Source organism: Clostridium thailandense, assembly GCF_019207025.1.
In the GTDB taxonomy this organism is placed as follows: Bacteria; Bacillota; Clostridia; order Clostridiales; family Clostridiaceae; genus Clostridium_AM; species Clostridium_AM thailandense.
This window is the reverse complement of sequence record NZ_JAEEGC010000018.1, coordinates 74,724-88,265: the sequence shown is the minus strand read 5'-3', so window position 1 is coordinate 88,265 and position 13,542 is coordinate 74,724. Positions and strand designations below refer to the sequence as shown.

12 protein-coding genes are annotated in these 13,542 nt (G+C 31.4%); 3 read left to right on the top strand and 9 right to left on the bottom strand.

Features of this window, described 5'->3' with window-relative positions:
* Nucleotides 1-39 precede the first annotated feature (39 nt).
* From I6U48_RS04230 to I6U48_RS04205, 6 genes are all read right to left on the bottom strand, one after another.
* Nucleotides 40-1,380, bottom strand: coding sequence for a phosphomannomutase/phosphoglucomutase (locus I6U48_RS04230; protein ID WP_218319157.1), 1,341 nt, complete (start codon nucleotides 1,378-1,380; stop codon nucleotides 40-42).
* A 64-nt stretch (nucleotides 1,381-1,444) separates the two neighbouring features.
* Nucleotides 1,445-2,119 carry a hypothetical protein gene (locus I6U48_RS04225; protein WP_218319156.1) on the bottom strand — a complete coding sequence of 225 codons (675 nt, stop codon included), beginning with the start codon at nucleotides 2,117-2,119 and terminating at the stop codon, nucleotides 1,445-1,447.
* Between the two features lie 159 nt (nucleotides 2,120-2,278).
* Nucleotides 2,279-2,530: a hypothetical protein gene (locus I6U48_RS04220; RefSeq protein WP_218319155.1), complete on the bottom strand. Its 252-nt coding sequence runs from the start codon at nucleotides 2,528-2,530 to the stop codon at nucleotides 2,279-2,281.
* Nucleotides 2,531-2,736: 206 nt separating this feature from the next.
* A complete protein-coding gene (locus tag I6U48_RS04215; RefSeq protein ID WP_218319154.1) occupies nucleotides 2,737-4,446 on the bottom strand; it encodes a methyl-accepting chemotaxis protein in 1,710 nt (569 codons plus the stop codon).
* Between the two features lie 418 nt (nucleotides 4,447-4,864).
* Entirely contained in the window at nucleotides 4,865-7,252 is a 2,388-nt protein-coding gene (lon, locus tag I6U48_RS04210) for an endopeptidase La (RefSeq protein WP_218319153.1), read from the bottom strand.
* Between the two features lie 119 nt (nucleotides 7,253-7,371).
* Nucleotides 7,372-7,935 (bottom strand): TetR/AcrR family transcriptional regulator, encoded by a 564-nt coding sequence (locus I6U48_RS04205; protein WP_218319152.1) that lies wholly within the window; start codon nucleotides 7,933-7,935, stop codon nucleotides 7,372-7,374.
* 211 nt (nucleotides 7,936-8,146) lie between these two features.
* Between I6U48_RS04205 and I6U48_RS04200 the strand changes: the two genes are divergently transcribed.
* Nucleotides 8,147-8,770 carry a hypothetical protein gene (locus I6U48_RS04200; RefSeq protein WP_218319151.1) on the top strand — a complete coding sequence of 208 codons (624 nt, stop codon included), beginning with the start codon at nucleotides 8,147-8,149 and terminating at the stop codon, nucleotides 8,768-8,770.
* Between the two features lie 46 nt (nucleotides 8,771-8,816).
* On the opposite strand, the gene msrB is transcribed toward I6U48_RS04200, so the two are convergent.
* Both msrB and I6U48_RS04190 read right to left on the bottom strand, forming a co-directional pair.
* Nucleotides 8,817-9,278 (bottom strand): peptide-methionine (R)-S-oxide reductase MsrB, encoded by a 462-nt coding sequence (gene msrB, locus I6U48_RS04195; RefSeq protein ID WP_218319150.1) that lies wholly within the window; start codon nucleotides 9,276-9,278, stop codon nucleotides 8,817-8,819.
* Between the two features lie 22 nt (nucleotides 9,279-9,300).
* The gene (locus tag I6U48_RS04190) at nucleotides 9,301-9,651 is read right to left on the bottom strand and encodes a hypothetical protein (protein ID WP_218319149.1); all 351 of its coding nucleotides are present in this window, start codon (nucleotides 9,649-9,651) and stop codon (nucleotides 9,301-9,303) included.
* A gap of 569 nt (nucleotides 9,652-10,220) precedes the next feature.
* Between I6U48_RS04190 and I6U48_RS04185 the strand changes: the two genes are divergently transcribed.
* Complete coding sequence (locus I6U48_RS04185) at nucleotides 10,221-10,664, top strand: hypothetical protein (protein ID WP_218319148.1); 444 nt, start codon at nucleotides 10,221-10,223, stop codon at nucleotides 10,662-10,664.
* Between the two features lie 138 nt (nucleotides 10,665-10,802).
* Here I6U48_RS04185 and I6U48_RS04180 read toward each other — a convergent pair whose 3' ends face one another.
* Nucleotides 10,803-12,152 carry an aminotransferase-like domain-containing protein gene (locus I6U48_RS04180; protein WP_218319147.1) on the bottom strand — a complete coding sequence of 450 codons (1,350 nt, stop codon included), beginning with the start codon at nucleotides 12,150-12,152 and terminating at the stop codon, nucleotides 10,803-10,805.
* A gap of 104 nt (nucleotides 12,153-12,256) precedes the next feature.
* Between I6U48_RS04180 and I6U48_RS04175 the strand changes: the two genes are divergently transcribed.
* Complete coding sequence (locus I6U48_RS04175) at nucleotides 12,257-13,495, top strand: diaminopimelate decarboxylase family protein (RefSeq protein WP_218319146.1); 1,239 nt, start codon at nucleotides 12,257-12,259, stop codon at nucleotides 13,493-13,495.
* Nucleotides 13,496-13,542: the final 47 nt, after the last annotated feature.

Below are 13,542 nucleotides of genomic sequence, written 5' to 3'. Positions count from 1 at the left end.
TTCGGCCGTGAGGATCTATATCTAAAACACATACTATATTTACTTAAACTCTCCAAGTATACTTTTAAGTTCAGATAGCTTTTTCTCAAGCAAGTCTTCGCTGTTTGCTTCAACCACCAGCCTAAGATAGGGCTCAGTATTGGACATTCTCACATTAAACCACCAGTCTTTAAATTCTATCCTGTAGCCATCAAAGTCGTAGACTGCTGTCGGTATTTCCCTTTGTGTGAATTCATCTTTTAATCTTTCCATTGCTTCATCTTTTTGTTCTATTCGAAAATTGACCTCTCCTGAATTAGGATATTTCCTTATGGAATCAACCAATTCAGAAAAAAGCCTTCCTTCTTTTTTTAATCTGCTTATTACATTCAATGATATAAGGCTTGCAAAAATTCCAGAGTCACAGTTGAAGAAGTCCCGGAAGTAGTAATGTCCTGCAAGCTCTCCCCCAAAGATACCCTTTATCTCTCTAAGCTTTACCTTTGCAAAAGCATGTCCCACTTTCCACATATGAGGCGTTCCCCCTAATTTCGTTATGCATTCCGAAACTGCCTTTGATGTTCTGATATCACAAAGAACATTACCCTTTTCCCTTTCGAGGTAGTACATGCCAATTACAGCAATCATAATATCCGGTGGAATAAATCTCCCCTTCTCATCAACAAAAACAACTCTATCCCCATCACCATCGTATATAATCCCTGCATCACATTTATTTTCAACTACTTCTTTTTGGAGATCTACTACATTTTTTTCGTCTAGAGGATTGGGTTCATGGTTCGGAAACGTACCATCCAATGTATTAAATATGTAATTTGGTGATGTTCCCAATATATCTTTTATAATCAAAGAAGTCATACCATTAGAGCAGTCAATTGCTATGGAAAGATTTGAAAGGTCTGGCATGTATATTCTTTGAAAATCAATGTATTCCTCCCTTATTTTAAAATCTACTACCTTCCCTTTTTTACCTGTCACTTCTACTTTATTATTTCTTACCATGCTCTCAAGCTCAGCAAGACCTGAATCAATTCCAACGGGCAGGGCACCTGTTCTGGAAATCTTAAGCCCATTATATTCTTTAGGGTTATGAGATGCGGTTATCTGTATCGACGCATCAAATCCATGCCTGGCTGTTGCAAAATAAACCATTGGAGTCGTAGATAATCCTATGTTATAAACATCTGCCCCACTGTCAGTTATACCCTTTGAAAGGTATTCGAATACCTCTTCCGAAGACACCCTGCAGTCGCGTCCTACTAGCACTTTATCAGCTTTTAGTAGTCTAGGTATAAAATATCCTATCCTGTACACATCGTCCCTACTAAATTCTTTGTTGTAGATACCCCTTATATCGTATGCCTTAAATATACCACTCATAATTTCTTCCTCCTTTGCTAATACAGCATTGAAAATTCTATATAGAATTTACCTACTTAAATGACTATCCGTGATAATAGCCGGTCCTTGCTGAAACTGCAACATAAGGCACCTCAGAACCATTTTTCACAATATAGGCTTGATATAAATCATCTTGCAAATGTTCCAATCTAACAACCTTTTCCCCATAAGTGTCATATAAGTCTTTTTCAAATAATTCTTGCCAGTTAGCAGGAATAGGGGCATTTAAAGTCATATAGCTGGCAAAACTCTCTAAATCATCAGCACGGCCTCCATTAGCTATATATTTCTTATATAAACTTTCAACATCAACTTTATCTAGAAATGTTTTACTCCAATTTATTTTTAGTGCCTCTGGTTTATTTCCCTGCCCATTAATAATGTAATTTTTAACTTTTTCAGTAATGTTCTGTTCTGAAGAAGCTTTATCTTTCACATTACTGCTAGAAGAACTTGTTTTTTCTTTAGGTGTATTTTCAGGAGTTCCATTTGACTTACTATTATCTTCTGACTTATTTGTACTATTAGAATTGTTTGCAGCAGTTGTATTCTCTGAAGTTGTAACCGAATTAACTTGAGAATTGGCTTCATTTTTAGCTTTTGTACTATCTAAATTATTTTCCGATTTATTAGATGCATTTGAACAACCACCAGCAAACATTAAAGATAATGCTAAAGCTGTTGTTGCAATTGATTTTTTATTAAATAACCACGTCATAATTATTCTCCTTTCACTATGTCCTCTACTTAAGAAAAAAAAGACTCAACCTATCTTTTATATTAATCCTACAAAATTAATATTTATAAGACAACTTAATTTTAACCTATAAACCATCAAAAATAAAGAAGACAATTATAGAAGCCAAGGCCAAAAGCTCTACTTAATTTTTAAATTTCTTTCCAATAAGTCAATAATTCTGTTCATCCTTTTAAGAAGTTCTTCATTCTGCTTTTGCAGCTTGATTTGCATACGCCAACTTAAACACTCTCTGATAACATAGATGATTAGAAAAGCTACTATAATGCCTGTTACAATCTTAAGACTTCTACTCACCAGTACTTGAATTTCAGTAATTTTATCTTGAAAACTGGTAATCAGCTTTCCAATATTATCAATAATACTGTTCATAAGCATATCCTCCAATAAAATTGCAATAGCATTATTCATTTATATAATAATGCTATTGCTGGTTTTCTAATATTATTTAAAGATTATGAAATTGTTACACATTATATTCAGCATCTTTATAAAATACCTTTTCTAATATGTCTTTTCGATACACTCTATCATACAGTACATGGAATCTCCTATCTCTACTTAACATTTGAAGCTGCTTATACTTTAAATTTTTGTACGGATAGTTCTAGATTATTTGTCATTTCAGTTAGTTCTTTACTGAATAATGTAATTTCTTCCATGGAAGCAGACTCTTTTTGGGTCGTTGCTAATACATTTTGAACTTGTAATACAGAGTCTTTTATAATTTCATCAACACTTATAATAGATGACACAACCTTCTTACTACCATCAGCTATATGCTGAACTGAAGATGAGATGTCTTTTATCTGACTTGTTATTTCGGATACGCCAATTACAATATCTTTGAACGTTGCTCCCACAACACTAACAACCTCATTGCCATTTTTTACTTCAAGGGTACTATCGGCCATTGCTGAAAGTGCCATGTCGGTATCTTTTTGAATGCCACTAATTAATTTCGAAATGTTGCTTGCAGCAATCAACGACTGTTCTGCTAAATTTCTAACTTCACCAGCGACAACCGCAAATCCGCGACCTTGTTCTCCTGCTCGGGCAGCTTCAATCGCAGCATTTAGAGCTAACAGATTTGTCTGCACGGAAATATTAGTTATTGTATCAGTAATTTGACCTATCTCAGCAGTTCGTTCACCTAATTTAGCCATTAGCTGTGAAGTAGTACTTACTTTCTCTTCAATTTCATTCATTTTCCTAACGGCTATTTCAACGGAACTTTCGCCATTTTCAGCCGAAATGGAGGTTGTTTCGGAGACCTTAGCCATTATATTTGTATTTGCAGCCACCTGTTGAATACTTTCAGCAATCTCTTCTGTGAATAAAGATGCATTCTCAATCTTTTTTGACTGCGTTTCTGCACCGTTAGCCACTTCACTAATGGAAGAAACCGTTTGATTAAATATAGTGTTCAATTCGTTAATATTGTTTGTCATCTCCTTTGATGAGTTTGCTACATGGATTGAGAAACCTCTAATTTGTTTTATTAAAAGTTGGTTGTTATTAATGAATTTATTAAATTCTTTGGCTAATAAGCCTATCTCATCCCTATTTGAAATAATAATTCGCTTAGTCATATCTCCATCTCCATCGGAAATATTACTTAGCGATTGTAAAACTGTCTTTATTGGCCTGATAATTTGATTGCTTGATAATATAATATCGATAACAGAAATAGGGGCTGTTACTAGAGCTAATGCTGCCAGGTTTAACACAAAATGTTCAGTTAATCCATTAACAATAAGTGAAATAGCATAAGCCACTATTAGAAGGATGCTGCCTAAAATATTGCATACAACGACAAAGGTTAGTTTTACTGAGATTGAGGATCTATTTATAAGTTGATTATTTATATCAATATCTTGTGAAAATTTTTCTACTATTCTTGTAATGATTACAAAAAATGGTATTCCAAAAAGTATACTGAAGGGGATTCCTAAAGACACTCCAATGATAAAGTTAGTGGAGCTTGTACCTAGAACAGTTAAGCATACAATAGATCCTGTTATTGTCCAAATAATATCAGAAACAATGAATATCGCTGGAATTGAGCTAATAACACTCTGAACTTCAATTAATTCCTGGCTGGATGGTTCTTTAATATATTCCATTACTTTACTTATTTTACGTCTAATAATAAATAAGATGGCACAAATGCAAACTACAATATAGATATCAACATATGGAGAAATCAATATTTTTAATATATCACCAAGATCTTTACATATACCTCCACTATAAAGAATACCTAACCATCCTACAGGACATATCATAAATGCGAGAAAACATAATAACTGAATCTTTGTTGAAAAAATACTATTATTTCCATTTGAAGTCATTTAAACCACTCCCTATAAGTTTTTAAATGAATTGTCTATAAAATAATTTAGAGTAATTATACAACTAATTTGTAGAAAATTCAAGAAAATTCTGTATTTTTTGATTATTATGTTTGAATCTTCTAGGAAATTGACTTCACTTTTAACTTTTGTACTATCTAAATTATTTTCCAATTTGTTAAGTGCATTTTAATCCATAAGACATCAAAAATAAGGGATTTTGGAGATTGGGTTTTCTGCCCATGAATCTCAAAATCCCTTTATTTTAATACTTTCCAGTTCTACTATTTTACTCTACTTAGCATCAAGGAAAATCTTGCTCCTGAGGTACTTGCGAAGAAAAAATTTCTAATTATACTCCTATAGATTCTTTAAATCCTATAACTTCCTTCTGATTAAACATACGCTCTATTCTAGGTAAAGAAATATCTAAAGTTTCTTTAAGCACATCTTCTATAGTCTCAACAGGTATAATTGTAAGCTGATTCTTCACTTCTTCAGGCACATCCTTAAGGTCAACTACATTATCCTTTGGAATTAATACCTTTGTTATACCAGCTCTTTGAGCTCCTAATAATTTTTCTTTTAATCCACCTATTGGTAGTACTGCACCTCTTAAAGTTATTTCTCCTGTCATTGCAATTTTAGAATCTACCTTAATACCTGTGACTAAGGAAGCAAGGGCAGTAAATAATGTAATACCTGCGGATGGACCATCCTTAGGAACGGACCCCGATGGAACATGAATGTGTAAATCTCTTTCCTTAAAATTAATTGAATTCATTGGCAGTCTTGACTTTAACAAGCTTAAGGAAATTCTCGCTGATTCCTTCATAACATCGCCTAATTTACCTGTTAGGATAACTTGTCCACTTCCTGACATATCAGTAGCTTCAATGAAAAGTATTTCTCCTCCAACAGGAGTCCATGCTAGTCCTGTTACAACTCCAGGCGGATTATCTAATTGAGCTTTATCATGTCTTGAAACCTGCTTACCTAATAATTCCTCTAATTGATCTACAGTAATTTTGTATGGCAATTCTACTGTATTAGATACTATTTTCTCAGAAGTTACTCTAGCAAGGGCAGCCAGTTGTTTTTTTAGTCCTCTAACTCCAGCTTCTAGAGTATACTCACTAATTACTTTTTGAAGCACATAATCTTCAATCACCAATTGTTTTTCTGTTAATCCATGGTCTTCAAGAACTTCAGGCACTAAATGATTTTTTCCAATATGGAACTTTTCATTTATTGTATAACTTGAAATTTGAATAACTTCCATTCTGTCCAATAATGGAGCAGGAATACTTTCAAGGGAGTTGGCTGTAGCAATAAAGAAAACCTCTGACAAATCATATGGTAGATCTAAATAATGATCTGTAAAGCTATTGTTTTGTTCTGGATCAAGTACCTCTAAAAGAGCACTAGCAGGGTCTCCACTATAACCACCAGTCATCAGCTTATCCACTTCATCTAGAATCATAACAGGATTACTTTCCCCTGCTTTTTTAATGCTTTGAATAATTCTTCCAGGCATAGCTCCAACATAAGTTCTTCTATGTCCTCTAATTTCTGCTTCGTCTCTAATTCCACCTAAACTCAAACGAATATACTTTCTGTCAAGAGCTTCTGCAATACTTTTACCTAAACTTGTCTTTCCTGTTCCAGGAGGTCCTACAAGTAATAGAATAGAACCCTTCTTATCTTTTTTTAGCTGCATTACAGCTAAATGCTGTATTATTCTATCCTTAACTTTGGACAGTCCATAATGGGCATCATCTAAAATTCGTCTTGCCTCCCCTAAATTAATAGGCTTTGTTTCACTCTTTTTCCAAGGCAATTGTACTAATAAATCCAAGTAATTACGTATAACATTATAATCTGAACTATTAGGACTTTGCGACTGTAATTTATCTAATTCATCAAGAGCAGCATTCTTTATATCCGGCGGCATTTGAGCTTCTTCAATTTTGTTTAAATAATCTTTACCTTTTTTATCATTTTCTCCCTTACCCTCATTTAGTTCCTCTTGAATAATTTTCAATTGTTCTCTAAGCATTGATTCTCTATAATATTTGTTGTTCTTTTTAGAAACCTTTTCTGCCATCTGAAGCTGCAATTCAAGAGTTTCTTTTTGCTTTAGAAGATAGTCCATAAACTTTAAGCTTCTATCTTTTAATGATTGTGTTTCAAGCAAATCATACTTTTCAGCATTTGATATAGGCATAAATTGAGATAGGTGTACCATAAGTGAATTTAAATCTCTTATCTCCTCAATTACCTTCATATACCTTTCTGAGCCTTGGAATTTTTCACTTATTTCATAGGTAACTTTTTTCAAATATCCTAGCATTTCTTCCTGATTCTTTTCATAGAGATCAATATTATCAGGGAAAATATCATATTCAGCATGTATAAAATTATTTTGAATACTAAGGCTTTTTATTTCAACCCTATCTAAAACTTTAACCTTAAGCTGGTAGCCCTTTTCTGTTTTCTCCACTTCATTAACTTTAAAGGAAACACCCACTTTGTAAAAATCTTCTTCTTTTAATTCTTTTTTATTAAAGTTTTGCTTTAGGGACAAGGCAATATTTTCACCATCTTCCTTTAGTAAATTTCTAATTTGCTCTTCACCAAGCCTGCTTACTTTAAGTATAGAAGTTACGCCTGGTAATAAAACTATATCAGATATAGGAATAACCATTCCTTCTTTGTTGTTTTCGTTAAAACTCATCATAATATTCATCCTTCCATTACGAACTTTTATAAGTGAACGTTCGTTTAATTATTTATTCAATTATGGCGAGAAAATTTTATGATAATAGCTTTCACAAAATTGTCTCGCTTTTAGTTTTTCTATTTTAGCAAAGCATCCTGTATAATTTTAATCATTTCTTGGAGTAACTCGTCTCTTTCTGCTTCACTTTTGCATCTATTAACTGCAATTGCTTTTACTGGATAAAATATAATTGCTAATAAATTATCATTATTATAATCTTTAATAATATTACTTTTTTTTATCTCATCTATGAAATTATTAATATTGCAGACACCTTTTGCTCTTGAACAACTACTCGCTAATGATGGACAATTTGAAAACTGATCTACGAAGTGAAAAATTTCTTCATGTTCCTGAATATAGGTATAATAACTTCTCACAAGTATTTCTATAAGTTTTTGACCTTCCATCTCTTTATGCACTCTCTTTAAAAGATAATTGAAAATTTCTTCTGAGTACTCACGATAAATATCCTGCAGCATGGTTTCTTTGTTTTCATAATATATATATACCGTTGCTGGAGAAACTCCTGCCGCTTTAGCAATTTTTGAAATAGAAGTACCATGAAAACCTTCTTCAAGTATTAGCTTTATTACTGCTTCTTTTATACTTTTTTCTTTTTCATCATCTTTTTTTCTCATCTGACCACCTCTGTCTATATTTGTATGATAAACGATCATTCATTTATTGTCAATAGTAATTTCTAAATATACTTTTGAATTTATTTACCTCAAGGGCACTAAGTAATTCTGACTAATAACAACCATATTGTATCACAATTTTTATCAATTTAATTATAAAATTTGTGATACAATATAAGAACTAACAAATTAAAAAAGGTAAGGAGCACATATGAATAAAGAAATATTATTAGATAACATGGATTTTGAAGGATTAACTGCAGCTGAAATTTGGGAGAGGCTGTACAATAAAGAGCTTAATTGCAAGAAGAATATTCTAGAATACATTGATATAACAATGATACTTAAAAAGAAAAATGTAAATGAAGAACAGCTTAAAGCTACATATAGTTATATTTATGAACATATAGAAAATTTAAAGGATTTAGTAAAGCCAAATACATTGATGTACCTGAAAAACAATCTTAAATCACAACTTGGAAAATATGTTAAAGAAAAGGATCCAAAGCCAGAGAATAATTTTATAAGGTTTCTTAAGGCAGCCTACCCTAAAAACACAAGAAGAAAAGATTTTACCTGGGCTTTAATGGATATAAATAATATATCAGAAGATCAGATATGGACTACTTTAACTTATATTAATAGAGAATGTTTAAATAAAAATCTCCTTCTAAATTTTGATGAAAAAAAAGATATAATTGAAATGATTGAAAAGTTAGTTAGTAAAAATAATATTAAGCATATAAATAACCTTAGGAGTCTTAAAACTTTAACTGATATACTACATATAAGTATTGTAAGTGTTGGTGAAATATTCAAGGTAAAACATAAATAAAATAAACTTTAATTACCAAATAGTAGAGTTATTAATTTAACTCTACCTAATTGTTGTTATTCTCTACCAAAGAAATATATTCCTCATACCCTTCTTCTTTCATTTTATCAAGCGGAATAAACTTTAATGCAGCAGAATTGATACAATACCTTAATCCGCCTTCTTCTATAGGACCATCATTAAAAACATGACCAAGATGAGAATCTCCATGCTTACTTCTAACTTCAATTCTATGCATATTGTGACTAAAATCAGCCTTTTCTTCTATAAACTCTCTACTTATAGGCCTTGAAAATGCAGGCCAGCCACAGCCAGAATTAAATTTATACGTAGAAGCAAATAGGGGTTCACCCGAAACAATATCTACATATATTCCCTTTTCAAAATGCTTGTCGTAAGTATTATTGAAAGGTCTTTCTGTTGCATTTTCTTGAGTAACCTTATACTGCAATTCATTAAGCTTTTCCTTTAATTCGTCTTTGCTAGGCTTTTTATAGTTTTGTGACATAAAATCACTCCTTTTAATCTTTTTAAAGAAAATAACTTTTTAAATTTATTATAAATTTATTTTTAAGTTCAATTTCTATCTTCTTAACATAACGTGTATAAACATTTTCATCTATTGTAATATGCCAAATATCAGCTATATTTATACAAATTGTAGGAGCCTCAGCATTATCTTCATCTTGGAAATCTAACAAGACTTCTTCTTCACAATTTTCAAAGAAATTATAAGAAAAATTTTTGTATATCTGATTTGACATTATGTCCTCATTAGTATCTATTATAATTTGTTTTCCTTTAAATGATTGTAATGCTTTGTCTAATCTTGACATCATTTCATTTTGTTCTTTTGACAATATCTTACCTGATCTTTCCATGGTTATTTCCTCCTGTAAAAGTATAATTAATAATAAATCTTTTTATAATTATAACAAGTTTTGATTGTCTATGATAGCAAACATAAGCTTCTAATTCCTATAATATTTCTAAGGGTGTAAAGTGAACCCAAAAGTTAACTTTGCTAAACTGCAGAAAAAACAACAAAAGCCCTTGAAATGAACCGCTCCCTGTCTATCATAAGAGGAGCATATCAAAATCAAGAACTTTATATTTTATCAAATAATTATATTTAACTTAAACTTTATTAGCTTTTTCAAAAGTCCCAATTTATTCTATTGGTTTGTTCTAAAAATTCCTTTAGTTTCATGGAATTTCTTCCCTGATTAATGATCATCTGGAATTAAATTTTCCTTTGACATAAAAATACCTCCTAAAATTTATAGATTTTTTTGGTTTCATGTATTTATACGAAATAAATAATATAGTAGCTCATAAAACATAAAATTTATAAATTTTTTCAGCCGGTTTAATGAAAAGTTTTGAGCTAATTATAGAAGTTACTCGTATACAAACATACAAGAAATATAACGAAAGGATGATATATTATATGGAACTAAAGGAATTGTATGAATTATTAGGCAAAAAACAGCTAATAACTAAAGCTATGCAATGTAAAAGTGTAGAAGAATTGCTTTTACTTACAAAAGAAAATAATTTAACTATTGATACTGGCAACGCACAGAGATTATTTAATTTAATCACTGAAAAAAACACAGTAATTTCAGATGAAGAACTTAACAGGGTGACTGGAGGACAAAGCATTAGCCCATTAGACTCTTTGCCAGTAAATTTAACAGGTACGTCATCAGAATCGTCCTTGGGTGATCCTATAAATCCACCAAGTTCAGGTGGTAGTAAAGGGGGAATTGTACCAAACGATGGTAAAAAAGATTTTTCTCTTATGTGTTCGAAGATTAATTACCCACATTGTGATATTAGTGATTGTACCTATTATAAGGATAACTGTTGCACACTGAAATTTAAAGAATAAACTAGTTTTTCACTGTTAAAAAAGCACAGTTATATGGAAAACCTTTATAACCATGCTTTTTAATCGAATATAAAAAATAAGCATTAGTTTCTTAATATACTATTGCTTATTTTATTGTATAGCAAATCCTATTTAATTTTAGTCTACGCTAAATTTCTTTTGATCTCTTTTCCGTCCTCTTAAAATTATATTAACTGCTTTCCTTATATCTTCATCACTTGCATTACATACACATAATCGTATACCTTCAGTATGCCTAAAACCTTCGATATAGCAGTTTCTTGTGCTGCTTACAAGTACCTTGCTGTTTAAAAGAATTTTTTCAAGGGTCTCTGAAGATACTTTTTTTGTTTCCATATATGCATATAATCCAGTCTCTGGAATGTACCAGGTTATTTTATCGCTTAATTCCTTATTACACAGATTTTTTAAAAGCTCCATTTTATTCTTATAAAATTTTTTTGTCCTTTTTATATGAAACTTGTACATACTGCTTTTCAAATAAACTTCAAGAGCTCCTTGTGTAAGAATAGGTGTATTTAAATCTATGCTGTGTTTAAAATCTATAAATTTTTTATGCAATTCTTTTGGAAGTATGGCCATCCCTAACCTCAAGCCTGGAAGCAATGTTTTTGAAAAACTTTTAATATATATTATTCTCTCTTTATTTCCAATTGTGTAGATTGAGTCTAATCTTTTATCTAGTTCAAGATCTGCCAGATAATCATCTTCAACTATGTACACATCATATTTTTCTGCTAACTTTACAATTTCTTTTTTCTGAATATTATCATAGCAAAATCCAGTTGGATTCTGATATCTTGGCATTATATAAAAAAATTTTATATCTCCCTTTTTAAATATTTCCTCCAGTTCATCTAAATCTACACCCTCATGGGTTCTTTTAATACCAATAACAGGAGTTTTAGCGTTTTCCAATATTCTTAGCATTACCGAATAAGTAGGCTGCTCAACAAGAACCTTTGCTCTGCCTTCTGGAAATGGCATAGCTCCGAGAATGTACAAAGCCTGTTGAGCTCCATTTGTGATAAATATATTTTCAGTCTTAGTAAATATTTGAAAGTTCATTAAGTGTTTAGTTAAAACATTAATTAATTCAGGCATCCCCTTTGGCGATGAGTATTCAAAAAGTTTATTTTCATAAATTGAAATTGCTTTATCCATACAGTGATAAAAATCTTTATATGGATTAATTTTATCGGGTAAATAGACATTCAGCATATCTATAACTCTTTCTTTTTCGTCTATCTCATCTCCATTTTTCATTACATAATAGCCGCTTTTTGGAACTGAATAAATTAGATGTTGCTCTTCCAGCTGCTTATAGGCCTTTACTATTGTTTCAGCACTATAATTTAGCTTCTCTGACAACCTTTGAATTGATGGCAGCTTTTCACCAGGCTTATAATTTCTAGAAAAAATATTTTCTTTAATTAAATCAGCAGCAGCCTTATATTTATAGACCATACTCTCCCCCATCTATACTAGTATACCTTTGAATTTCTATACTGGTTTTCTCATTTTATTTCCACTAAAATTATTATATCACAAAGAAAAAGGAGTAATGTAAAATGAAGAAGGTTCCATTTTCCTATGATAAACTTAAAAACATTGTTTCGGAATTTCCAACACCCTTTTATATTTATGATGAAAAGGCAATCCGTGAAAACGTCAAAAATTTAAAAAAAGCATTTTCATGGAATAATTGTTATCATGAATATTTTGCAATTAAATCCAATCCAAATCCATATATTCTCAAGATTTTTAAAGAAGAAGGCTGTGGAGTAGATTGTTCCTCAAAAGTTGAATTAATGCTAGCCCATAAATGCGGCTTTTCAGATAAAGATATCATGTTTACCTCTAATGTAACTACATCTGAGGAATATGCCCTAGCTAAAAAGCTAGGTGCTATTATCAATCTAGATGATACTGCTCATATTAATTTTTTAAATAATTGTACAGGTATACCTGAAACTATATGCTGCAGACTTAATCTTGGTGAAGATATAATGTATGAGGATAAAGTCACTATAAATTTTAAAAATAGTAAGTTTGGCTCCACAAAGGAACAGATTTATGATGCCTTTAGAAAGCTTCAAAAATTAGGAGTAAAACATTTTGGAATTCACGCCCAATTTGGATGCCATAAAAGAGATGCCAATTACTTTGGAGATAACTCTCATAAAGTTTTTCAATATGTAGTGGATTTATACAGAAACACAGGAATAAGGGTTGATTTTATTAACTTAGCAGGGGGAATTGGTATTCCTTTTTTACCAGAAAATTCTCCAGCAGATATTGAAGCAATAAGCAGCTGCATAAAAAAAGCTTATGATGAAACTATCGTAAAGGCAGGACTTAATCCAATTTCATTATTTACAGAGCTTGGAATATACATGACAGGACCTTATGGGTATTTTGTTTCCTCAGTTCTGCATGTAAAAAAAACTTATAAGAGTTTTATAGGGCTTGATGCTTCCACAAATAGCTTTATGAGTCCTGCCAGGTATAATAATTATTATCATGTTTCTGTAATGGGTAAGGAAAATAAAGAATGTAACCATGTATATGATATAACAGGTGCATTATGTGAGGATAGGGATAGGTTTGCCATTGATAGACCTCTTCCTTACATCGAAGAAGGCAATATATTGGTATTTCATGATGCTGGTGCATATACTTACTCCCACAGCTACAACTTCAATGGAAAACTCCGTGCTGCAGAATTATTGCTTTGCACCGATGGAACAGTAAAGATGATTCGACGTGCTGAAACAGCTGATGATTATTTTGCTACCTTGATATTTTAAATGCTAACACCATTGAAAGCACTCTAAATCAATGCTTTCAATGGTGT

What these genes read in the sequence shown, in the direction of transcription:
- I6U48_RS04225 (WP_218319156.1), bottom strand. Translation starts at nt 2,119, where the DNA reads ATGACGTGGTTATTTAATAAAAAATCAATTGCAACAACAGCTTTAGCA.
- msrB (WP_218319150.1), bottom strand. Translation starts at nt 9,278, where the DNA reads ATGTCACAAAACTATAAAAAGCCTAGCAAAGACGAATTAAAGGAAAAG.
- I6U48_RS04215 (WP_218319154.1), bottom strand. Translation starts at nt 4,446, where the DNA reads ATGATATGTCCTGTAGGATGGTTAGGTATTCTTTATAGTGGAGGTATA.
- I6U48_RS04220 (WP_218319155.1), bottom strand. Translation starts at nt 2,530, where the DNA reads ATGAACAGTATTATTGATAATATTGGAAAGCTGATTACCAGTTTTCAA.
- lon (WP_218319153.1), bottom strand. Translation starts at nt 7,252, where the DNA reads ATGATGAGTTTTAACGAAAACAACAAAGAAGGAATGGTTATTCCTATA.
- I6U48_RS04230 (WP_218319157.1), bottom strand. Translation starts at nt 1,380, where the DNA reads ATGAGTGGTATATTTAAGGCATACGATATAAGGGGTATCTACAACAAA.
- I6U48_RS04180 (WP_218319147.1), bottom strand. Translation starts at nt 12,152, where the DNA reads ATGGTCTATAAATATAAGGCTGCTGCTGATTTAATTAAAGAAAATATT.
- I6U48_RS04185 (WP_218319148.1), top strand. Translation starts at nt 10,221, where the DNA reads ATGGAACTAAAGGAATTGTATGAATTATTAGGCAAAAAACAGCTAATA.
- I6U48_RS04190 (WP_218319149.1), bottom strand. Translation starts at nt 9,651, where the DNA reads ATGGAAAGATCAGGTAAGATATTGTCAAAAGAACAAAATGAAATGATG.
- I6U48_RS04200 (WP_218319151.1), top strand. Translation starts at nt 8,147, where the DNA reads ATGAATAAAGAAATATTATTAGATAACATGGATTTTGAAGGATTAACT.
- I6U48_RS04205 (WP_218319152.1), bottom strand. Translation starts at nt 7,935, where the DNA reads ATGAGAAAAAAAGATGATGAAAAAGAAAAAAGTATAAAAGAAGCAGTA.
- I6U48_RS04175 (WP_218319146.1), top strand. Translation starts at nt 12,257, where the DNA reads ATGAAGAAGGTTCCATTTTCCTATGATAAACTTAAAAACATTGTTTCG.